This window comes from Nitrincola tibetensis, from assembly GCF_003284585.1.
GTDB classification, from domain to species: domain Bacteria; phylum Pseudomonadota; class Gammaproteobacteria; order Pseudomonadales; family Balneatricaceae; genus Nitrincola; species Nitrincola tibetensis.
In genome coordinates this window covers 104,068-126,377 of sequence record NZ_QKRX01000009.1, presented here as the reverse complement: position 1 = coordinate 126,377, position 22,310 = coordinate 104,068, and the positions used below count along the sequence as shown (strand labels likewise).

At 47.2% G+C, this 22,310-nt stretch carries 13 protein-coding genes and 1 riboswitch; of the genes, 12 read left to right on the top strand and 1 reads right to left on the bottom strand.

All coding sequences use genetic code 11. From position 1 onward, the window contains the following. The first annotated feature begins 125 nt into the window (after positions 1-125). Positions 126-1,652 carry a DNA recombination protein RmuC gene (locus tag DN062_RS12710; protein ID WP_112159699.1) on the top strand — a complete coding sequence of 509 codons (1,527 nt, stop codon included), beginning with the start codon at positions 126-128 and terminating at the stop codon, positions 1,650-1,652. Between the two features lie 57 nt (positions 1,653-1,709). Then, positions 1,710-1,812, top strand: a riboswitch (TPP riboswitch). Between the two features lie 53 nt (positions 1,813-1,865). After that, the gene (locus DN062_RS12705; RefSeq protein ID WP_112159698.1) at positions 1,866-3,953 is read left to right on the top strand and encodes a TonB-dependent receptor; all 2,088 of its coding nucleotides are present in this window, start codon (positions 1,866-1,868) and stop codon (positions 3,951-3,953) included. 8 nt (positions 3,954-3,961) lie between these two features. Here DN062_RS12705 and DN062_RS12700 read toward each other — a convergent pair whose 3' ends face one another. Next, complete coding sequence (locus DN062_RS12700; protein WP_112159697.1) at positions 3,962-5,023, bottom strand: tartrate dehydrogenase; 1,062 nt, start codon at positions 5,021-5,023, stop codon at positions 3,962-3,964. Positions 5,024-5,114: 91 nt separating this feature from the next. Here DN062_RS12700 and DN062_RS12695 point away from each other — a divergent pair, with 91 nt between their 5' ends. The 10 genes from DN062_RS12695 (at position 5,115) to DN062_RS12650 (ending at position 22,239) form a co-directional block, all read left to right on the top strand. Further along, entirely contained in the window at positions 5,115-6,023 is a 909-nt protein-coding gene (locus DN062_RS12695; protein ID WP_112159696.1) for a LysR substrate-binding domain-containing protein, read from the top strand. A gap of 487 nt (positions 6,024-6,510) precedes the next feature. After that, the gene (locus DN062_RS12690; RefSeq protein WP_205126728.1) at positions 6,511-6,723 is read left to right on the top strand and encodes a zinc-binding dehydrogenase; all 213 of its coding nucleotides are present in this window, start codon (positions 6,511-6,513) and stop codon (positions 6,721-6,723) included. A gap of 181 nt (positions 6,724-6,904) precedes the next feature. Next, the gene (locus DN062_RS12685) at positions 6,905-11,893 is read left to right on the top strand and encodes a diguanylate cyclase (protein WP_112159694.1); all 4,989 of its coding nucleotides are present in this window, start codon (positions 6,905-6,907) and stop codon (positions 11,891-11,893) included. Positions 11,894-11,940: 47 nt separating this feature from the next. Continuing rightward, the gene (locus tag DN062_RS12680) at positions 11,941-13,350 is read left to right on the top strand and encodes a hypothetical protein (RefSeq protein WP_112159693.1); all 1,410 of its coding nucleotides are present in this window, start codon (positions 11,941-11,943) and stop codon (positions 13,348-13,350) included. A 173-nt stretch (positions 13,351-13,523) separates the two neighbouring features. Further along, complete coding sequence (locus DN062_RS12675; RefSeq protein WP_112159692.1) at positions 13,524-14,753, top strand: exonuclease SbcCD subunit D C-terminal domain-containing protein; 1,230 nt, start codon at positions 13,524-13,526, stop codon at positions 14,751-14,753. Between the two features lie 10 nt (positions 14,754-14,763). Further along, the gene (locus DN062_RS12670) at positions 14,764-18,012 is read left to right on the top strand and encodes an SbcC/MukB-like Walker B domain-containing protein (protein ID WP_112159691.1); all 3,249 of its coding nucleotides are present in this window, start codon (positions 14,764-14,766) and stop codon (positions 18,010-18,012) included. A gap of 51 nt (positions 18,013-18,063) precedes the next feature. After that, positions 18,064-18,354 (top strand): AzlD domain-containing protein, encoded by a 291-nt coding sequence (locus tag DN062_RS18675; RefSeq protein ID WP_193483894.1) that lies wholly within the window; start codon positions 18,064-18,066, stop codon positions 18,352-18,354. A gap of 196 nt (positions 18,355-18,550) precedes the next feature. Continuing rightward, positions 18,551-20,638 carry a type VI secretion system Vgr family protein gene (locus tag DN062_RS12660; RefSeq protein WP_112159690.1) on the top strand — a complete coding sequence of 696 codons (2,088 nt, stop codon included), beginning with the start codon at positions 18,551-18,553 and terminating at the stop codon, positions 20,636-20,638. A gap of 3 nt (positions 20,639-20,641) precedes the next feature. Then, a complete protein-coding gene (locus DN062_RS12655; RefSeq protein WP_036513591.1) occupies positions 20,642-20,899 on the top strand; it encodes a PAAR domain-containing protein in 258 nt (85 codons plus the stop codon). 41 nt (positions 20,900-20,940) lie between these two features. Next, positions 20,941-22,239, top strand: a complete 1,299-nt coding sequence (locus DN062_RS12650; protein WP_162301300.1) for a DUF4123 domain-containing protein — start codon at positions 20,941-20,943, stop codon at positions 22,237-22,239. Positions 22,240-22,310: the final 71 nt, after the last annotated feature.

The window sequence follows — 22,310 nt, the reverse complement described above, 5'->3', positions numbered from 1 at the left end:
GAATTTGTGGGTAAAAAGACAAGTTTTATTGTCATAATGGCAGTTTAGCTATGTAAAATTAGTAGGTTAGGTTGAATGTGCGTTTCTTTGGCTCTTCGTTACCCTTAGATTGATTAGGAAATACCATGCCCGTAGATTTGAACAGCTTGATTCCTTTGGCCCTAACAGGGTTGATGATGCTTGTAGTGGGTTACTTAGTGGCAAGTGTTACGCTTTCGCGGCGCATCAGCATACTAGAAACCTCTTACGACGAAGCTCAAAGCCAACTGCAACTTAAAGATAAAGACCTTACAGACCTGCAATACGAGCATAAGCAGCTTAACGAGAATTTTTATGCCGTTAAAGCCAAGTTGGGCGAGCTAAACGCACGCTTAGAATTGTCACATGAGAAATACCAACAGGCTGAGGTGAGTATACGTCGCCTTAATGACGAGTTAAGTGAAGAGCGCAGAACGCTGTCTGATCGCCACGATGCGTTATTGTATGAATATAACCAGCTTAACAATGAACTAACCGAAATTAAAACAGAACTGAGAGCACGAGAGGCTAGCTATGCTAGGGAAGTCGCCAGCTTTGAGAAACAAAAAAACAGTTTGTCTGAGCACTTTAAAGTCTTGTCCGATGAAATATTGAATGCCAAGGCCAAAGCCTTGCAAGAAACAAACACCTTGGGCTTGAATGCCGTACTGACGCCTTTCCAGCAGTCGATTGACACCTTTAAAACGGAAGTTCAACAAATCCATCATCGCGAGACTCTGCAACAGGGAGAGCTGCGCAAAGAACTGGCCTCGTTAAAAGAACTCAATTATAAAATTACCGAAGAAGCTCATCACCTCTCAACGGCACTGCGGGGCCAAAAGAAACTACAAGGGAATTGGGGCGAGCTTGTTCTTGAAAATGTATTGGATCGATCCGGCCTGCAAATCGGTAAAGACTATAAGCGTGAAGTCAGCATTAATACCGAAGAGGGACGGCAGCGTCCAGATGCCATCGTTTATTTGCCGCACAACAAGCACCTAATCATTGATGCCAAGGTTTCGCTCAATGCCTATACGCGCTATGTGAATTCTGAAGATGAGTTTGAGCGCAAAGCGGCGCTTAAAGAGCATGTGCAAGCCATCGGAAGTCGAATTAAAGAACTGGCTGATCGTGATTACTATCGTTTACCCGGCTTGAACTCACCTGAGATGGTGTTCATGTTTATTCCGATTGAATCGGCGTTTGTCGAAGCCTTGAAGGCCGATGAAACACTGTTTCAGCAAGCCATCGAGCGCAATGTGCTGGTCGCCACGCCCACGACCTTGTTGACCAGTCTCAATATTGTGCGGCAGTTATGGCGCTATGAAGATCAGAATAAGCATACGGCTTTATTGGCAGACAAAGCAGAGCAAGTGTTTAAAAAGCTGAATACCTTTTTGAGCAGCTTCGAGAAAGTAAAAAAAGGATTGGATACGGCCGTTAGTGCTTATGTCTCCGCCGAGGGGCAGTTGATCAGTGGGCGAGGCAATTTAGTGAAACAGGTGGGAGAGTTTAAAAACCTTGCGCCCGGTATCAAAGCTGAGTTGCCAGAGTATTTTACCGAAAAAGCTGAGTTAGAAATTGATTTTATCACCGAGATAAGCGAAGAGGGTGCGTCACGACCCGGTAATTGAGCTTAACCTATCGCTCCTAAATCGTTATACTTGCGCGGCTGCTGAAATAAACAGCAATTTAATCCTAAGGGGTGGCATGTTTTAAATGCCTGAGATGCTAAGCGAACCCTTTGAACCTGATCCGGATGATGCCGGCGTAGGAATAGGACAACTCCTTGAGTCATCTATCATTTCACGCGCGACCGGGTCTTCGATCACCAACGGAGACTGTAAATGAGCCCTAAATTATCGGGTTTTTTGTTAACCTCACTCTTTATCAGCACACCCTTTGCCATGGCGCAAACCTCGTCCTCAAGCGTGGTTCTAGATGAAATTCTGGTGACATCAGGCTTTCGCCCCGCCACACAACTCAAGACCCCAGCCAGTGTGACTGCCGTTTCTGAAGAGACACTAGAGTCACGTCAATCCCAACATTTGGAAGATGTATTAGCTTTAATACCCAACGTTAATTCGGCGAAAGGCAGTTCGCGTGCGCGCTTTTATCAAATGCGCGGTGTGGGTGAACGCAGTCAATTTGTCGGACACGTAAATCCGTCGGTGGGGGTGTTGTTAGATGGGATCGACATGAGCAGTATTGCGGCTTCCGCCACACTCATGGATATTAAACAAGTTGAAGTGTTAAGAGGCCCACAAGGCACCTTATACGGAAGCAATGCGCTTGCTGGCTTAATCAACCTGCAATCAAACGACCCGACAACTCAGCCGGAAGGCAGTCTTGAAGGCACGATCGGCAATTACAATACGCATTCATTAACTGCCGTTTACAGCACACCGCTAACAGAGACCGCAGGATTACGCTTAGCCATTTCACAAAATAAAAGTGATGGTTTTATGCGCAATGACCACCTGAACCGTAAAAACACCAGTAACATTGATGAAACCTTCATCCGAGCCAAATTGAGATTTGCGATCACCGATGACTGGTTAATGGACTTGACGGGTTTTTATGCCGATATTAACAACGGTTACGACGCCTTTAGTTTAGACAACACCCGCACAACGCTTTCGGATGAGCCGGGTCGGGATCGACAAATCAGCAAAGCCTTTGCGCTTAAATCGATTTGGACAGGCCACGATGTCTATCAACTTGAGACACGTCTGAGCCATTCGAACACGCGCAGTGATTATGGATACGATGAAGATTGGGCATTTAACGGTTTCCATTCTTGGGGTTACAGCTCCTACGATGAGTATGTGCGTGAATACAACACAACAACGGCAGAATTGCGTTTTGTGTCTTTGCCCGGTCAGGAAATTTTCAACGGCACCACGCAGTGGACCGCAGGCCTTCATGGTTTTCATCAAGACAGCGACCTAAAGAGCGATGTTTTTCGCAATGGTCTACCGCGAGCTGGTCGGACAATCACCAGTGATTTTAAAACAGAGCGCGTTTCCCTATACGGTGAGTTGGAAACACTCTTATCTGAAGATTGGATCTTAACATCGGGTTTGCGCGTCGAGCACAGCCGAACGGCGTTTGATGACAATGTTCGTGCCTCCTATCGCAAAAATGAAGACTTGTGGGGTGGCCGTCTTGCTTTAGAGCATTTTCTAACGCCAGAAACCTCTGTCTACGCCAGCCTTTCCAAAGGGTATAAAGTGGGTGGTGTCAACGGGGGTTTTACCCCAGCGCAGTTAAGCAACGAGCAACTCATTTTTGATACCGAGTCTCTTTGGAATTATGAAATCGGTTCGAAAGGGCGTTATTTGGATGGCCGTTTAATCACGCAAACTAGCCTGTTTTACCAGCAGCGTAAAGATGCGCATTTAAGAGGCAGCTTTATGGCATCCAGTAACCCCGCAGATGGCTTTGTTGATTATCTGTTTAATGCCGATCAGGTCAATAACACAGGTGCCGAGTTCGAGTTTAATTATGCGTTGGATAATGGCCTGAGTGTTCAAGGTGCGTTAGGTCTATTGCAGACCAAAGTTAAGGACGCGCGTGCTCGGACTCATCAACGCGATGTGGCCCATGCCCCTCATTGGCAGTATCAGTTAGGGCTTGCCTATGATCGCGGGCAGGGTTGGTTTAGTGGTGTCAGTGTTGAAGGAAAAGATTCCTTCTATTTCTCGGACAGTCATGATGCCAAATCTTGGGATTACAAACTGGTCAACGCTTACATAGGCTATCAACAAAATAGTTGGTCTGTGCGTTTGTGGGGACGTAACCTTGGCAATAAAGACATTGCCGAGCGCGGATTCTTCTTCGGCAACGATCCGAGCATCGACTATGAAGAGCGTGCGTACTATCAATTAGGCGCACCGAGAACCTTTGGTGTCACGGCGCGTTTGATGTTTTAGGATCCGTATTAAGCTATATGTCTGATTAAAGCGGCGCCTAATTCTTGTGTACTGGCAACCCCGCCCATGTCTCGAGTTAGGTGCTGCTTTTCTTTTAAAACCGTCTCCATTGCCTGCATTAGAGCGTCATGAACCGCAGGAAAGCCCAAATGCTGCATCATCATCGCACCCGCCCAAATGGTGCCCAGTGGGTTGGCGATATTCTGTCCGGCGATATCCGGTGCAGAGCCATGAACAGGCTCAAACATCGATGGATAGGTTTTCTCTGGATTAATATTTGCCGAAGGCGCAATCGCTATGGTGCCAGTGCACGCTGGACCTAAATCAGAAAGAATGTCACCAAACAAGTTAGACCCAACCACAACATCAAAATGCTCAGGCATACGCACAAAATTGGCCGTTAAAATATCAATATGAAAATGATCAACCTTTACTTCGGGATAGTGTTTAGCCATCTCAAGTACACGGTTATCCCAATAGGGCATGGAATGATAGATACCATTCGATTTTGTCGCTGAACTCAGGTGCTTTGCTTCGCGGCTTTGCGCCAAATCAAATGCATACTTTAGAATACGATCCGTGCCTCTGCGTGTGAACAGGCTTTGCTGGCAAACAACCTCATGCTCAGTGCCTTCATATTGAATACCTCCAATTGATGAGTATTCACCTTCGACGTTTTCTCGGACTACATAAAAATCGATATCGCCAGGCTGTTTACCCGCCAGCGGGCAGGGCACACCGTCAAACAATCGAACAGGGCGTAAGTTTACATATTGATCAAAGGCACGACGGATCGGCAGTAATAAGCCCCAAAGTGAAATATGATCCGGCACACCCGGAAAGCCAACGGCTCCCAAGTAGATTGCGTCAAACTGACGGAGTTGTTCGATGCCATCCTCAGGCATCATGCGGCCTGTTTGATGGTAGGTCTCGCAAGACCAATCGAAATAGGTCCACTCAAACTCAACACTGTGCTTGCGTCCCGCTACCTCAAGTGCCTGAATGCCTTCAGGAATAACTTCTTTGCCAATTCCATCGCCAGGGATGACGGCTATTCTTAATTTTTTCATCACATCTCTCCTGAAAGTAATCGTTGATCCATGCTATTTGAATATGTATCGTGAATAAATAAGGTTAATGTGTTTGCAAGGAATATGAATCGTGAGCCAACTACCTCCGCTTGAGGATTTTCGTGTGTTTGTGACGGCCGCTCGTCTGGGTGGATTCAGTGCCGCCGCCGATCAATTAGTGGTATCGCCCGCGTATATCAGTAAACGAATTGGTCTTTTGGAAGAACGGCTGGGTGTTAAGCTCTTTATGCGAGCCTCCCGCAGTGTTTGTTTAACACTTGAGGGAAAGATAGCACTTGAATGGGCCGAGCGTTTGTTGGAAACGCACGATCAGTTACGTGCAGAACTCAATCGTGAGCAAGAGCTCCCTCGCGGTCGCTTGAGGGTTGTCACGAGCACAGGATTCGGAATGCACTGCATTGCCCCCATTATGTCTGATTTAGCGTTTCGCTATCCTGATTTGCAAATTGACTTGGAATTGCTGGACCGCCCAGTCGACCTTGTGTCTGAAGGATTTGATCTTGAAATTCGTATCGGCGGTGTATTGCCTGAGCAAATGATTGCAAAACGCCTTGCCAATAATCAGCGCATACTCTGTGCCGCACCCTCATACCTTGAAAAACACGGATTTCCCACTTCTCTAGAAGACCTCAAGCGACACCAATGCATCGGCATTCGTGAGCGCGATCAGAGCTATGGTATCTGGCGTCTTGCAAAAGAGGATGAGGTCTATTCAATACCTCTAACGGCGGAGATGATGACAAACAATGGTGCTGTTGCCAAACAATGGTGTTTAAAAGGCCACGGGATTATGCTGCGTTCCATCTGGAATGTTCAGGAAGAGCTGATAAAAGAGGACCTTGTTCGTGTTTTGCCTAGCTATGGACAACAAGCTGATATTCACGTCATTTATTCAGCAAGATTAGAAACTTCAGCAAAATTAAGGGCTTGTGTTATGCAGCTGGAGCAATCATTGCCTGGATTTTTGAGGATTGATTAAATTTCAAACAAAAAATTGTACGTATGAAAATTATGGTCTATTTTCAAATGTGCGGTTTAGATTCATGGACTTGCTGTGATGGAGCGCGGCGGGGCGCTAGCTTTTCAGGATATTAATCTAACGTGAAGGGAGGTCGATTGTGTTAGTGATTATTCATGAATTACGCGTTTACACTATCATCGTTAACCATATTGTCAGTCCATCATTAACGATATGTGATTCGTATACACATCATATATCGGGAGCTTGCTATGGGAATTGTTAAGATTGACGACGAACTACATTGGTGATAATGGCCGTTACTTCAGATGGTTACCATGATCGCTCTGCCTTCGAACATTTTGTACGCTGCTGTTGTCAGCGGTATTGTGCCGGAAACCTACGAAATAGTATCTCTACTTGAGTTTGTGCCAAGATCTTCGGGCGAGGTCCACTTGAGCCTTTTTTGCGCAAACCTTAAATAAAACTGGCAGCATGGGGGCTACCATTGAAAACGATAGGTCTTATCGGCGGATTTCGCGCCGATGTAAGCCAACTTGCGCAGTGGCCTTCAGGGCTAAATTTTCTGGCAGGACTGGCTGAGGTGGGGCAGTTCAAGTCTGTTATAGATCGACGTTATCCATTTGAGCAGTTCGTCGAGGCATATCGTTATATTGATACGGGGCGCAAGAGAGGCAATGTCAGCTTAATTCTGAAGTAGGGTGGAATAGTTAAACACCCTTGTAGAGTGTGCAAAATAGTTTGAGGCGGAGTAGTTGGTGTAAGCACTCGCGCTTTAAGACTGGACAAAGGGCAGAACATGGATGATGATCAACTCAAACATCAAGTTTTTTGATCCTAATCAACTTATAATTGATCTCTTTACATTAAGCATTGAGTAAATGGAACGCTACTTTTCTGCGAAAGATCTCAGCGATGTCGCCTTGTTGAAGGAAACGGCCAGATCAGAACTCTGGTTTGCTAGGCTATCTTCCGATCCTGTTGTGATGAAACGCAGCAAGTTCGTGATACCGGGAGTCTCTCATGCGGATATGCTTCGCAATGAGTATGATCGTCTTCGACAGTTCTTACATACAAAGCTGATTACTGTAAAAGGCATTACGACATGGAATAATACCCCTGTTTTGCTGCGGGAGTATTTTGAAGGTCAGCCACTCGATCAGTTTCTGATCACTCACACCTTAACCGAACATCAATCTCTACGCTTGGCTGTAGCGCTGGTTGAAGCGGTGCAGTCTATTCATGATGCCGGATTTATTCATACACAACTATCCCCTGAGCATATTTTACTAAGCGCCGATTTAAAGGATTTTCGGATTCTTGGGCTAGGGCAGGTTATGCCGCGTGACTCACAACAGAGACAATTTCAGAAGGATGTGACACTGCAAAATAGTCCTTATCAGGCACCTGAGCAGAACCCTCGTTCAGGTGTTCTGGTGGATAATCGCAGTGATATATTTGCATTAGGTGCCTTGTTTTATCTCATGTTAACGGGCCAAACTCCTGTTCATAGATACGCTGAGGTGCATGCAAAATCTGAACAGAAAATACAGGTTGATGTACAAAACGGATCTAGAAACATAGCACCCATTCTAACGCGTATCTTAGAAAAAATGCAGGCAACTGATCGGCGTCAGCGGTATCAGACTCTGGATGCGGTGGCAGTGGATTTGCGAATCTGTCTGGAGATGCTGGAGCGTGGCTCCCCCTTAATGGATTTTGAGATTGATCATCTGAGTGATGTCAGTCGCTTGTTCAGCCAAGGTGAACAATATGGGCGGGAAGCGACACTGCAGTCGTTAGTTACCACCTTGCGTCAAGCCGTCGGTCAACCTATGACGACGGTGCTAGTCCGTGGCGTATCGGGTATAGGTAAATCCAGCTTGGTCTATGCAGCTCAGCAATCAGTGGCTGATCAGTACAACTTTGTTCAAGTGAAATATGACCAGTATGCTTCCAATAGTCCGTTTGAAGGATTGTTTGCTGCACTACAACAACTGTTGCGTCAGTTGCTGTCAGAGTCGTCCGAGCAGGTGCAACGATGGGGCGATGCTTTTCATCTGGCGCTGGAGAATGAAGCGGGTATTTTGGTAGAGGCCATACCCGAGTTGGCTTTTTTCGTTGGGCCAGCCCCAGAGGTGGTAACATTATCTGCGACTGATTCCAAAGCACGCCTCTATCGTGTCTTGAGCCGTTTTGTGCAAACCCTTGCCAGTAGTGATCACCCTTTGTGTGTGTTTCTGGATGATTGCCAGTGGGCTGATGCAGCCACATTGGAATGGTTAGAAAAAACACAGCACGAACAGCATTCCGTTGTGGTTATTCTGGCATTCAGGGATGATGTTGAGCATATGACCAGCCTACTGAGTCGCTTTCTGGAGCGTCTTCAAGCCCGACAATCGCTACTGCAGGATGTTTGCTTGGAGTCGTTAAATGCGCCGCTAATCAGTGACTTGCTGCAGCAGCGTCTCAAACTATCCTGCAAGGAGGCTGACGCTTTAGCGATTGTTATTGTTGAAAAGACACATGGCAACCCCTTTTACATGGCGGAGTATCTGCGTCAGTGCCAATTACACCGAGTGCTTTGGTTCGATCATACATATTTGGTCTGGAAGTTGGACTTGCAACAACAGGCTGAGATTCCAGTCAGTGAAAATGTTGTGCAGTTGTTGGCAACGCGTCTGGAATTTTTGCCGGAATACGTGCAGCAGGTGTTGAAAACAGCTGCCTGCATCGGCAACCGCTTCGAATGTGATATGTTGAAGTGCCTGCTGCCAGATTTGAACGTTGAACTGGCGCTGGTAAATGCTCAAGCTGGCGGTTGGCTTGTGAGCCAAACGGCGGCGGGGGAGTATGCGTTTCCTCATGATCGCATACAGCAGGCGGCTTTTGGGCTTATGGACACGCAGACCCTTCAACAAGTGCATTTATCGATCGCACAGTGTCTTGTGAACAGTGACGAAATGGAAGCCCGGCTTCTGGAGTGTGTGTATCACTTCACGGCAGCTTTAGAGCAGATTACAGATACGCAGAAATTGATTCAGATTGGCCAGCTAAATCTCAGAGCCACTGAGGTCGCCAAAGCCAATGGTGATTTTCATTTGGCTCTGGTGTATATCATTCAAGCGATGAAGCTTCTTTTGCCGCAATTTACGGATCCACAATTTCGAGCTGAACTCTTGAAGGAACGTGCTGAGTGTGAGCATCTTTGTGGTCAACAGTCGACGGCATTAAGCTATTACCAGCAGGCATTGCGTGTCAGTACGGATGCACGACAACGTACAAAAATCTATGAGCTGCTGATTAAGTTTCACACTGATTACGGCGAGTTCCAGCTAGCGTTTGAGACTGGAAGGACGGCTCTGTCTCAACTTGGCTTTTGGGTGCCTGCTGGTTTTAATCCACTCAACTTTGTAACAGATTACCTACACTTAAAACACAAATTGCGTGGTTCAAGCATCGAGACATTGCTGGCTTTGCCTGAGGCAAGTGATGCACGAATTCGGGATCAAATTCTGTTGTTGTCAGCCATGCAGAAAGTGGCTTATCAGATACGTCCGGAGCTGTGTGTGGCGCTTGCCGCTAAGCAAGTGCGTTTGTGCTTGCGTTACGGGAATACACGTGAAGCCGTGGTGGGTTATATGGTGTTTGGTGTGATTTTCTTGGGCGGAGTTCGAGGTCATGCTGAAGCAGGATGCGAGTATGGGCGCTTGTCATTGGCGATGTTGGAGCGCTATAACAATCAGATGCAAAGCGCCGAAGTCCCTTTTGTGTATGGTTACTTTGCGCACTCTTGGTTGTATCCGGCCAGTGATACCGAGCGTTACTGGCAACGTGCGTTTGAACAGGGACTTAAAGTTGGGGACTGGTTTCATGCGGGTTGTGCAGCGACCGGGATTGTGCAAAGTCAATTGATGCGTGGGCAGCCACTGGAGCAAGTGCTGCAGCAGTGTGACTATTTCCAAGCAACCTTGCGGCGCATTGGTGCATTTGAACATGATCAAGTGCTGGTCGGTATTCGCCAAGCGTTACTTAACCTGCGTCATCCTTCACCGTCCTTACCAACCTTTAGCCATGATGGTTTTGATGAAAATGCGTATCTTAATAAATTAAGTCAGTACGGTTCGCGTCATTTTGCCCACATGTATTTTATCAATAAAATGTGGGTACTGTATTTTCAAGGTTATTATGATGAAGCGGCAGTGGTGGCTGTTACCAGTAAGGGCTATATGAAAGACAGTCAGGGTATGTTGCATGCGGCGGAGCATTGCTTTTTGCATGCGCTGATTTTGGCACAAACGCTTCGATCCTATGATGGCTTGAAAAGGCACCAGCATCACTTTCGAATTAAACGCTATGCACGGCAATTGCATCGCTGGGCTAAGTCGTGTCCAGACAATTTTCTGGATAGGGCGCAATTGCTTCAAGGTGAGCTGTACCGAATCGCGGGTCGTTTTGGCAAGGCACTGGGATGTTACCAAGAAGCCTGTAAAACAGCCGAATTTTTCGGCCATCTCAATCTTCAGGTAATAGGGCATCAACTGACTGAGCAGTTGTATGCCAGTCAAGGTCAGCTTTTGGCTGCGGAATCTCATCAACTGGAAAAAAGACAGCTGGCCGAAAAGTGGGGAGTGACTAGTCGATTCACTCAGGGTCAAAGCTCTAGTGTTGTAAGGCAGGTAGGACAGTTTGACCTAGACAGCCTCGCTCAAGCTGTTGAAGTCATTAGCCAAGAGCGCCGCTTGCCTAGATTACTGGAAACTCTCATCTCTATTCTGCAGGAAAATACGTTGGCACGACGCTGTGTGCTAATACTACAGGAGGATCAGCAGTATCTGATTCAGGCCGAATCTTTGGTGAATGGAGCTGAGGCTCATGTGATGCAGAATCAGCCCTATGATCAGACAGCCGATTTGCCGCTTCGAGTCATTAATTATGTCATAGCCTCGCGTGAGCCAATTCTGCTAGACTATGCCTGTCATTACGCTGTATTTGCCAATGATCCCTACTTTGCCCGCTACCAAGTGCTGTCAGTTATTTGTGTCCCTTTGATGATTCAAGGACAGGTAAAAGGTATTGTTTACCTAGAAAATGACACAGCGGCAGGGGTGTTTACACAAGATCGCTTTGCCTTGCTGCGCTATCTTGGTGGCCAAATTGCTATATCAATTGAAAACGCCTTAGTTTACCAAAAGCTGGAGCAGAAGGTTGGTGAGCGTACCCAGGATATTGAACTACAAAAGCAGGAATTGCAAAACCAGTACGATACCATTCGTCACTTAAATCAGCGTCTTACTGAAGAAAATGATGAACGGAAGCTAGCAGAGCTAAGGTTGCAGGATGCCAATCAGCAGTTGCAAATATTGGCGACGACCGACGGTTTGACGGGGCTCAGTAACCGTAGACATTTCAATCAGGTTTTGCAGCAGCAATACCTTCACTGCAAGCGACACGAATTACCCTTTTCATTACTGATTTGCGATCTAGATGAGTTCAAGGCATACAATGACCATTATGGGCATCAGGCCGGAGACGAGTGCCTGATTGCGGTGGCTGAATGTTTCAATTCAGTGGTCAAGCGTCCAGGAGATCTGGTCGCTCGTTATGGTGGAGAAGAGTTTGCGGTGATTTTATCGGCTACTGATCGTGAAGGTGCTTTGCACATCGCCGAACAGATTCATCAGGCGATTAGACAGCGTCACATTGCGCATGCCGTTTCGTCTGTCACCTCTCGGGTCACCATGAGCATTGGATTGAATGTGGGTCTAGAAGCAGATATCGATCAGTTGATTCATCAAGCAGATGAAGCTCTGTATCAGGCAAAAAGTGAAGGTAAAAACCGTACGTGTGTTTTTACAGTGGATGAGTGAATCTTTTTTGGGTATGAACACCTTGCCAATGTATTAGGAGAGAAATGATGTCGCTAGGCTACCACAAACAGATTCTTCCGCTTGTTTTGATGGCTACGCTAAGTCTGCCTCTTTCAGCCGAAATAAACCCTTTTGCCGTGAATGATGGCAACATCCCCGATGCATCTGAATACGATGGGCCACTATTTCGATTTAACTACCAGTACCCCTCTAGGATTCAGGAGCCCTTGGAGATGCCTTGGCGCGAAGTATTGGATGGCATGCCGCTGAGTAAGGCGAACGCGTATGATTATGTGCTGGCGTTGAAGCAGTTTGTCGAAGATCCTATGCGTATTTTTGTCACACAACCCGAAGTGTGGAATCAACATCCGCAAACGGGTTGGTACAGTATGCTCTGGGCCGGTGAGGATATTCCTGTCACAGGTTGGGAAGGTCGAGATGCCATATATGGTACCTATACTGGCCAGATTCAGGCCGCTTCAGTTTATGCCGATTCGGGTTTGACGGTGGATGTACGCAACCATGCTGCCATCTATTACAACCAGACGGCTGCTTATGCATTAGGACGAGTATGGCAAGCCTGCGATCCAGTGATGACCCATTGCTCACCCAGCTTGATGACCGGAGAAGCGCAATTCCCAGAAGGGTCAGTGATCATAAAGGCTGCGGCAGCCACAGCCACGCCAGACGAGTGGCCGGTATTGGAAGGTGCGGCTGCTTGGCAGATCTACCGACGTCCCTTCAATCAGCAGGGCACCATTCATGATCAGCCACCAGTGGTGACCAATGTGCGTGTGGCCATCTTCGATATTATTGTTAAAGACAGTGTAGCGGCACCCGATACCGGATGGGTTTTCTCCACACTGGTCTACGACCGGGATGCTTTGGGTAAAGATGCCTGGGACCGGATGGTGCCTTTGGGGGCCATGTGGGGACTGGATCCGGATGTTAATTCAGCTTTGCATCCAGAGCAGCCGTTACAGCAAACCTATGTCAATCCCGAAGCTCCCGCATACTCTACTGTAACACTTGGCTATGGTGGTCGGCTATCTGGCCCGTTTGATATCGCGGTAAAAAACGATGTATATGTCGATGGAGAATTCGTTAAGTCTCTTAGAAGTTCGTCGTGTATGAGCTGCCATGGCACAGTGTCGTATCTGCCAAACAGTGATAAAATGCTGACCTATTTTTATCCGGCAAAACCCCCGATTAGTTCACCTCTGAATATGTATACCCCAGGGTCAGACGAATGGAATGCCTGGTTTACAAACCGCTGGGGTGACCAAGTTCAAACGAATGAAGTGGGCGCTATTGCACTGGATTACAGTACCTTTATGGAAATGGTGTTGATGAATTACGCCTCGCAGCAGCAGAAACAACAGAACCATCTTAGTGCTGAAGCCTACGAGCAATTTTGGGAAGCTTGGCGGCTGCATATTCATGCGTTTCGGCACTGATAATGAGCAAGCCTATGCTGCATCTGCTTGAATAAGTATTTTGCTGTTGCCCATCGAAAGGGGTTTATTCTGTGCAACACAAATAGTGCAGACATTGTTACCCTCTCACTAGTCGCTAGGCGAGTAAACGCATTTACAAAAGACTCTATTCATCACCAAAAGGATATGTAACGTTGAAAATCCTCCACACTTCAGACTGGCATATTGGTCGAACGCTTTATGGCAGAAAACGCTACGAAGAGTTTGAGGCCTTTTTGAATTGGTTGGCCGACACGATTCAGGCGCAGAACATTGAGGTTCTTCTGGTGGCCGGGGATATCTTCGATACCAGTACCCCGAGCAATCGAGCTCAAACGTTATATTACCGATTCCTGTGCTGTGTCGCGGCGTCATCCTGTCGCCATGTTGTTGTGATTGCTGGGAATCACGACTCGCCCTCGTTCCTTAACGCACCCAAAGAGTTATTAAAAGCGCTGGATGTGCATGTGGTGGGCAATGCCTCCGATCAGCTGGAAGATGAAGTACTGACGCTCCGAGACTCGCAGGGAGTGCCCGAACTGATCGTCTGTGCCGTCCCTTATTTACGCGACCGTGATATTCGTACCGCTGAAGCGGGTGAAACCTTAGAGGATAAAGAGCGTAAACTGCTCGACGGTATACGTCAGCACTATGCCAGTGTTGGCGCGTTAGCGGAGCAAACACGCCAGAATTTAGGTGTTGAAGTTCCGATTGTTGGCATGGGGCATTTGTTTGCGGCAGGAGGAAAAACCTTGGAAGGCGATGGCGTAAGAGAGCTTTATGTTGGTTCGCTTGCCCATATCAGCGCGGCCATTTTCCCTGAGTGTTTTAAGTATGTAGCACTGGGGCATCTTCATGTTCCACAAGCTGTTGGCGGAAAGGACGTTGTTCGCTACAGTGGATCGCCTCTGCCAATGGGGTTTGGTGAGGCGGCACAAAGAAAGAGTCTTTGTTTGGTTGATTTTAAGTGTAATTCTCCCAGTTTAACGCTATTGGATATTCCCGTGTTTCAACGCTTGGAACGCATCAGCGGTGATTGGTGTCAGCTTTCGGGTCGACTTGCTGTGTTAGCCAGTCAGAACGTATCTATTTGGTTAGAAATCATTTTCACGGGACAAGAGGTGATCGGAGATCTCAGAGAGCGATTGGAGGAGGCCACATCGGGTACCGAACTTGACATACTTCGTATAAAAAACACCCGAGTGATTGAGCGCGTGATGGGGCAGGGACGTACAGACGAAACCTTAGATGATTTGGATGTGCAGGATGTCTTTTCACGTTGTTTGGACCTCCATGAAGTTCCAGATGACCAGCGACCTGACTTGCTGCGTGCGTATCAGGAAACCTTACAATCCATTCAAGATGAAGATCTAAGAGCGATATAAGGACGTCAGCATGCGTATTCTCCAGGTTCGCTTCAAAAATCTTAATTCATTGGCTGGTGAATGGTTAATTGACTTCACGCACCCTGCGTTTATCTCCGATGGGATTTTTGCCATTACCGGCCCGACAGGGGCTGGAAAAACCACAATTCTAGATGCCATCTGCTTAGGACTCTACGGGCGCACGCCGAGATTAAATCGTGTGAGCAAAGGGGCCAACGAGATTATGTCACGGCAAACAGGAGAGTGTTTTGCCGAGGTCACTTTTGAAACACAGGCGGGTAGGTTCCGTTGCCACTGGAGCCAACATCGCTCTCGACGAAAATCAGATGGCGAGTTGCAAGCCCCTAAGCATGAAATTGCCAATGCACTCACAGGCGAAATTTTCGAGTCCAAGTTACGCGGTGTGGCGGATCAGATTGAAGCCGCTACAGGCATGGATTTTGATCGATTCACACGTTCCATGCTACTGGCTCAAGGTGGCTTTGCTGCTTTCTTGCAAGCCGCTGCAGATGAGCGTGCGCCGATTTTAGAGCAGATTACCGGAACGGAAATTTACAGTCAGATCTCGATTCGCGTTCATGAGTTGCAACGTGCTGAGCAAGAAAAACTTAAATTGCTGCAGGCGGAAACATCGGGTATTCAACTGCTTTCGTTGGATGAAGAAAATACCCTTGAGCTGCAGGTTGAGTCGCTAGAGCAGGATGAAAAACGATTGCGTGAAAGCGTGGCTGAGGTTACTCAAGCCGTTGACTGGCTCAAAAGAATCCAAACCCTAAACGAAAGCTTAAAGACGATAACTGAACAAGAGATTCAGTGGCAGTTGGCATTTGATCAGTTTGCACCTGAGCGTGTGAAACTCGTCAAAGCGCAGGCGGCCGCGAGCTTAGATGGCCAGTATGCAACCTTGCAGGGCGTTCGTGATGAACAGCGTAAAGACCAGAAAACGCTGGCCGAATATAAGGAAGCACTGCCCAGTCTAAATGGCACCTTGAATGCACATAAGAATGCGCATCATGAGACAGAGCAGCAGGTGGCGATGCATAAGGCAGCGCTCCATGAAGAGAGACCGCTAATACAAATCATCCGTCATATGGACCAGCAGATCAACACGCTCAATCAGCAGATTCAAGACTTCACCCTGCAGTGTACAAACGAGCTGAGTAAAATCGAACAGGATCAACAGACATTAAAAAAACTACAGGCGTTATTGGATGTCGCCAATCGTCAGCTAGACGGCGTTCATCAGTATCGAGAGAAGCAGGCGGTTGATGAGTGGCTGGTGTCAGGTTTGACGGGAATAGAGCAGCAACTCAATGGGCTGTTGGCTCAGCATGAACGAATTGCTGAACATGTCGTTGCTCAGTTAAAAGCGGAGTACCTTGTTGGGGAGGCTGAAAAGACGTATCAGCAGCGGTTAAAGGACGTTGAGCAAAAGCACACTTTACAGGTTCAAGTGAGTGGTCAATTAGAACAGGCACGCTCTGAATTAGCCGAGTTGTTGGACGGTAAGCTGTTGCGTGAATACCGCCAGGAAAAAGAAACACTTTTTCGTGAAATGGCTTTCCTGAAGAAAATTGCAGCGCTTGAAGAGCATAGAGCTAAGTTGGAAGATGGTCAGCCTTGTCCGCTTTGTGGTGCCCAAGAGCATCCCTATGCAGAAGGCAATATACCCACTGCGGATGCTGTAGAGGAAAGAATTCAACTTTTAGAAACGTTAATCCACTCGGCGGAAGAGAAAGAGGCCGATATAAGCGCGCGAGAAACTGAAGAAGGACAAGCACGAGTTAAGTTATCGGAGTGCCAGCACCAATTACAATTGGTAGAAGTCGCCAAACACTCAGCAGAAAAAGAGCGTACTGAGTTGAGTGAAGTGCTTGAAGTCAATCGAGCACAACTATTAGAACATCAAGCCAAGGTCTTGACTCAGCTTAGGCCGTTGGGTATTTCGTCCCTTGATCGGGGTGAAATTCCATTACAGCTCAAAGTATTACAGGCACGACTTGATCAATGGCAACAACAGGATGTGCTTCAGTCTAAGCTAGAGAAAGAAATCTACGATCTGCAGAGTAAAATCCAGAGTCAGAAAGCCATTATTGAAACTCAGCAGGCAGTGTTATTGGACAAGCTGGGTAAACGTGAGACTTTAGTCACGGCTCGTGATCTATTGTTTTTAGAGCGTGCCGAGCGGTATGGAGATCGGGTTCCTGATGCAGAGGAGCAGCGCTTGCAGCATGCCGTCATCCTAGCGGAGTCAGCGGAAAAGGCGGCAAGGGATGCGTATGCAGAATCCGTTGAGCGCTTTGGGCGTTTACATGCGCAGATTGAAGCCTTGCAAAAGGATACTGAGCAGCGCGAAAAAGAGCTTGCGGTGTTAGATGTCGAGTTCACTCATGCATTGCAGTCACAGAATTTTGTGGACGAAACGGCTTATCTCAATTCAAGGTTGTCCATCTCGGAGCGAAATGCATGGACTGAAAAAGCTCAGGCCCTCGATGCACAGAACACCCAAATTAAAACGCGCAAGGACGATTGCAGTCTGCGTTTGGCGGAAGAAGAGGCCAAGAAGCTGACGGATCAGTCTATGGAGGAACTGCAACTACAGCTAGATAAGCAAACCAAAGCACTTCACAGTCTTAGTGAACTGTTGGCAACAAGTCGGCATCGGCTAAGGGAAAATGCCTCAGCTAAACTTCGGATCCAAGAGAAGCGGCAAGCGATTGAGGCGCAGCAAATCGAGTGCAGACGTTGGGCTAACCTACATCAGTTGATAGGCTCGTCTGACGGCAAAAAGTATCGCAACTTTGCGCAAGGGCTGACCTTTGAAATGATGATTGTCTATGCCAATCGTCAGTTACAAAAAATGACAGACCGCTATTTATTGATTAGGGATTCGGCACAGCCTCTCGAGTTAAATGTGCTAGATAACTATCAAGCTGGCGAAATCCGCTCGACCAAAAATCTATCGGGTGGCGAGAGTTTTATCGTAAGTTTGTCGCTTGCATTAGGGCTTTCGCAGATGGCGAGTAAAAATGTTCGTGTTGATTCATTATTTCTGGATGAAGGGTTTGGTACTTTGGATGAAGAGGCACTGGAAACTGCACTGGAAACCCTATCGGGTTTGCATCAGGATGGAAAGATGATTGGGATTATTTCTCATGTTGCGGCCTTGAAAGAGAGGATCAGTACCCAAATAAACATTATTCCCCAGACGGGTGGACGAAGCCGGATCGTTGGCGCGGGTTGTAAACATCTGTCCTGAAAGCGAATAACACGCGACCCTCATTTTTAGCGTCTCTTCAATAAGGTTGATATGAACTCTTCACCTCGGCACGAATTTCTAGCGGGCGCTCAAGCCACTTTGCCACTGATTGTAGGTGCGATACCCTTTGGAATTATATTTGGTACGCTTGCGCAGACGAGTGGTTTATCAGCCTTCGGTGCCATTGCAATGCCACAGGGCAGTTTATGGTTAGATTGGCGAAATCCCTGGCTGATGGCTGGAGGCATCGCTGCCGTTGTTGCTTGGGTCCGCAAAGACTTATTGACGACGATTATTGTTGGAATGGTCAGTTTTGCATTGCTGCGATGGTTGGTAAATTAGCTTGTGTTGGTGATGGATGGAAAGATGGAAAATATCAGTAAGGGTTGACCTAACCGCTCATTAATTGTTTAAATACTCGCTTTACAACAAGGAATTAGTCGTTGCTTCATGGACGAACACAAACTGTGCTGAGCCTAAACGCTGTCAGCTTCGTTTTTCTATGAGCATCAGTCCTGCTAAACAGTAGGTTACATTGATGTATTCACAAAAATCCCGCTTACTCGCCATCGACACTCCGCTCGGTGAAGACGCTTTTTTATTGACTCGAATAGAAGGCGAAGAGGCGATGTCGAGCCTCTTTTCATTCGAAATCGAACTCTACTCCGAAAGCGCATCGGTGAAGGCCGCCGACATTGTTGGCCGAAATGTCACGCTTAAAATCATGCAGACCGACGATCAGGGGCTCAAAACAGACACCTACAGCCTAATCAACGCCCATGTTCGACGCTTTCGTGAAGAAGGCCAGCAACTCCAAGATCTGCGCAGTTATCGCGCAGAAGTGGTGCCCTGGTTCTGGTTTTTAACGCAAACTAGCGATTCAAAAATATTCCAAAACAAAGACATCCGCCAGATTGCTAGCGAAGTCTTTGCTGACAATGGCTTTAATGATTTCGAGTTTCGCTTATTCGGCCAACACCCTGTACGAGAGTACTGTGTTCAGTATCAAGAAAGTGACTTTACCTTTCTCTCGCGTTTGTTTGAAGAAGAGGGCATCTATTACTTTTTTAAGCACGAAGCCGATAAACACACCATGATTCTGTCCGATCACGACATTGGAACGAATGTCTGTGAGGAAGGTAAGGTCAGTTACCGCAGCAGCGGTTTGAGCGAAGATGCTATCTTTGCCTGGTCGCACCAGCACGAATTTCGCACAGGGCGTCTTGTCCACCGTGACTATGACTTCACCAAGCCTGCTGATCGCCTGCAAACCTTTGACAAGGCCATAATGGACGTGCTGGGCGTTGAGCGTTTCGAGCAGTTTACTTATCCCGGACGTTATCAAAGCAAACTTCTGGGCGAGCCACTCATTCGCCTGCGCACCGAGCATAACGAAGCCCTGCACGATCAAGTCTTTGGCAAAAGTCACTGCCGTAGTTTTCGCAGCGGCCATAAATTTGAACTGGTGCGCCATGATGACGCCGCCCAAGAGCTCGACACCTACTTACTGGTCAGCGTCCAGCACCGAGCCGAAGACTACAGCTACACCAGCCGTGATGAAGAAAGTCGCGGCTACGAAAACGAATTTGTCTGCATGCCTGCCTCGCGTGTTTACCGTCCACCGCTTAAAACTGGCTGGCCAAAAATGCTCGGCCCGCAGCATGCCAAGGTGGTCGGCCCTGAGGGCGAAGAGATCTACACCGATGAATATGGCCGTGTCAAAATCCAGTTTCCTTGGGATCGCTACGGTCAGAACAATGAAAATAGTTCCTGCTGGGTGCGCGTTAGCCACCAGTGGGCCGGTAAAAACTGGGGCTCGATTTACATCCCGCGCATAGGCCAAGAGGTCATCGTCGACTTTTACGACGGCAACCCGGATCGTCCGATCATTACGGGGCGTGTTTACAATGCCGAACAGATGCCACCAAACAGCCTACCTGCCAATAAAACCCGCTCTACTATTCGCAGTAAAACCCATAAGGGGAAGGGGTTTAATGAGTTTTCGTTTGAGGATAGCGCGGGTAATGAAGAAATCTATCTTCATGCCCAAAAAGACCATAATACAGTGATTCTCAACGATGAAATGCATCAGATCGGACACAATCGGTCTAAATCTGTTGGCAATGATCAAACCGAGAGTATCGAAAACAATAAGACCATAAACGTTGGAAATGATCATCAGGAATCCATCGGACAGGATGCACAATACTCAATAGGTCGTGATGTTCACTACTCTGTGGGCCGTACTCAGCACGAACAGTATGCTAAAGATCGTATTGAAAATGTTGGAAATATCTTAAAACAAGGCATTCATGGCGATCATTTATATCAAGCAGGACGCAATTTTGATGGTCAGGTTTCAGGTGCTTATAAGCTTGATGTCGGCAGTAAAATCACAACGAATACAGGCGTGCATCATTTGATGGCGTTCGAGAGGTTTATTATTTCTGGGCCCGCTGGCAGGATTATTCTTGATGGCTCAGGTATCACATTAGAAGCACCCAATATTCGCCTTAAGGGGGCTGTATCCATGGGGGGAAGTGGTGGCTCTCAAGTTCCTACGTTGAATTTAGCTGCAAATGAAGTTCAGCCTATATGTGAAGAATGTGAAGAGAAGAAGGACTAAATTATGCCAGCGATAGCACGAGTTGGAGATTCACATATTTGTCCTAGAAAAGGGCACGGAAGAGGCGTCATTGTGAGTGGTGGCTCTGCAATTGTCGAGGGCAGCCCTGTGGCGCGTGTCGGAGATAGAGCTTCTTGCGGCTGCGTGATTGTTCAGGGGGCGGCCCATGCATTAGATGATGGCAAGCCCATCGCCTATGTTGGCTGCCGAACATCGGGTGGCGGACAAATTACGTCGGGAGCTTCTCAAAGTGAGGTTTAATTGACATTGATAGCAGATCTGACTGTAAAGGAATGCGTGTTATGAGCTATCTTGCTTGGGTTGGTCAATGTTTCGTAAAAACCTTAACCCCCGATGGGCAAAACCAATGTGTTGTTTTAGTTGCGATTTGGGCGAAAGATCTTGAGGATTACACAGAGGTCGCGCGCGAGTCTCTGCTAAATAAAGGTTACATTCTTTACTCCGTAGAGAATGCGATGCCTGCGATTCAATGGCTTGCCCAGCGGGGTGTAAACTCTGCTGCGATTGCGCTGGCTCGGCAAACTTCATCGGAGCATCCGGTCGTAATCGGTGAATTAAAAGAATATGTGCCGAACCCTGATGATTTTGATGTTGATGATTGGCTTACACAACACCTGTTGAGCGATATCAGTCCACTCGGTTTGCAAGAAGGCGTGCTGGATAAACTCAGTGTGCCGGAATCTCTGCGCCCTTATCTCTTTGCAGAAATGGAGTCCTCTTTTGTAGACATTACCCGATATCGTAAAGATGAGCAGATACCGCCAATGCGAACTTATGCAATTTTAGATGCAGCACGTGTGCCTTTACTCCTAGATCGCTTAGAAAGTTCTGATTTAGACTATCAATGTCTGTTTAAAGGTGAAGCCGAGCAGAGTTTGAAATCGGCAGCGCCCTATCTAGTCGAACTGCATGAAGATAACCGATTCACACGTCAGTTATTTAGTGTCACAGGAATGGCTTCGGATCTATGGGATAAGTACCCAGGCGTATATGTTCGTTCACGCGCCTTGATTGATGAATTAGCCAATCACTTTAGGCGCTTTACTAAGGTAAAAAACGAAGAAGGAAAATGGCTTTTTTTCCGCTTTTGGGAAAGTAATTTCTTTTTAATAGTATTAATGCATTTATCGGCTGCTAAGGGGCTTGCATTGATGCCTCCTAACGTAATGTCTTCAATGCTATGCATTTCGATGGATCGTATCGATTTCTTTACAACTAAGCCTATCGAAGGGTTGCCAAAAATGGGCTGCGAATTGACGTTTGATCGAAGGTTAATTGCCCAATTGAATCGTCGCAGCACAGAGCTTTTTGTTTTCCGGTTACGGCAGCAGTTTGTCGAACAGCAAGGAATGTCAGTTGAACTGTTTGAGTCTGTCATGAACTCCATAGAGAAGCATCAATTTCAAGATCGGAATGCAATTCGACAACTATTGAGCCTTTGCTTATCTGAAAATGACAACCTGCTTGATCGCGATGAACTTGCTGATGAGCTAGAGCAAAGCTGCATCATGCCTGACTCTACTCGTTTGAACCGATTGGTGAATGTTGCGAGCCTGAAGCTGTCCAGTGATACAACGTAAAATAAGTCGATTAATTAAATGCTCAGTCTGTAATAGGGCAATCGTTAGAGTAATCGCGTCATCAATCAAAT

Excerpts from the sequence above, each read along its gene's own strand:
- DN062_RS12655 (WP_036513591.1), top strand. The coding sequence starts at position 20,642 with ATGCCAGCGATAGCACGAGTTGGAGATTCACATATTTGTCCTAGAAAA.
- DN062_RS12705 (WP_112159698.1), top strand. The coding sequence starts at position 1,866 with ATGAGCCCTAAATTATCGGGTTTTTTGTTAACCTCACTCTTTATCAGC.
- DN062_RS12710 (WP_112159699.1), top strand. The coding sequence starts at position 126 with ATGCCCGTAGATTTGAACAGCTTGATTCCTTTGGCCCTAACAGGGTTG.
- DN062_RS12685 (WP_112159694.1), top strand. The coding sequence starts at position 6,905 with ATGGAACGCTACTTTTCTGCGAAAGATCTCAGCGATGTCGCCTTGTTG.
- DN062_RS12680 (WP_112159693.1), top strand. The coding sequence starts at position 11,941 with ATGTCGCTAGGCTACCACAAACAGATTCTTCCGCTTGTTTTGATGGCT.
- DN062_RS12700 (WP_112159697.1), bottom strand. The coding sequence starts at position 5,023 with ATGAAAAAATTAAGAATAGCCGTCATCCCTGGCGATGGAATTGGCAAA.
- DN062_RS12670 (WP_112159691.1), top strand. The coding sequence starts at position 14,764 with ATGCGTATTCTCCAGGTTCGCTTCAAAAATCTTAATTCATTGGCTGGT.
- DN062_RS12650 (WP_162301300.1), top strand. The coding sequence starts at position 20,941 with ATGAGCTATCTTGCTTGGGTTGGTCAATGTTTCGTAAAAACCTTAACC.
- DN062_RS18675 (WP_193483894.1), top strand. The coding sequence starts at position 18,064 with ATGAACTCTTCACCTCGGCACGAATTTCTAGCGGGCGCTCAAGCCACT.
- DN062_RS12660 (WP_112159690.1), top strand. The coding sequence starts at position 18,551 with ATGTATTCACAAAAATCCCGCTTACTCGCCATCGACACTCCGCTCGGT.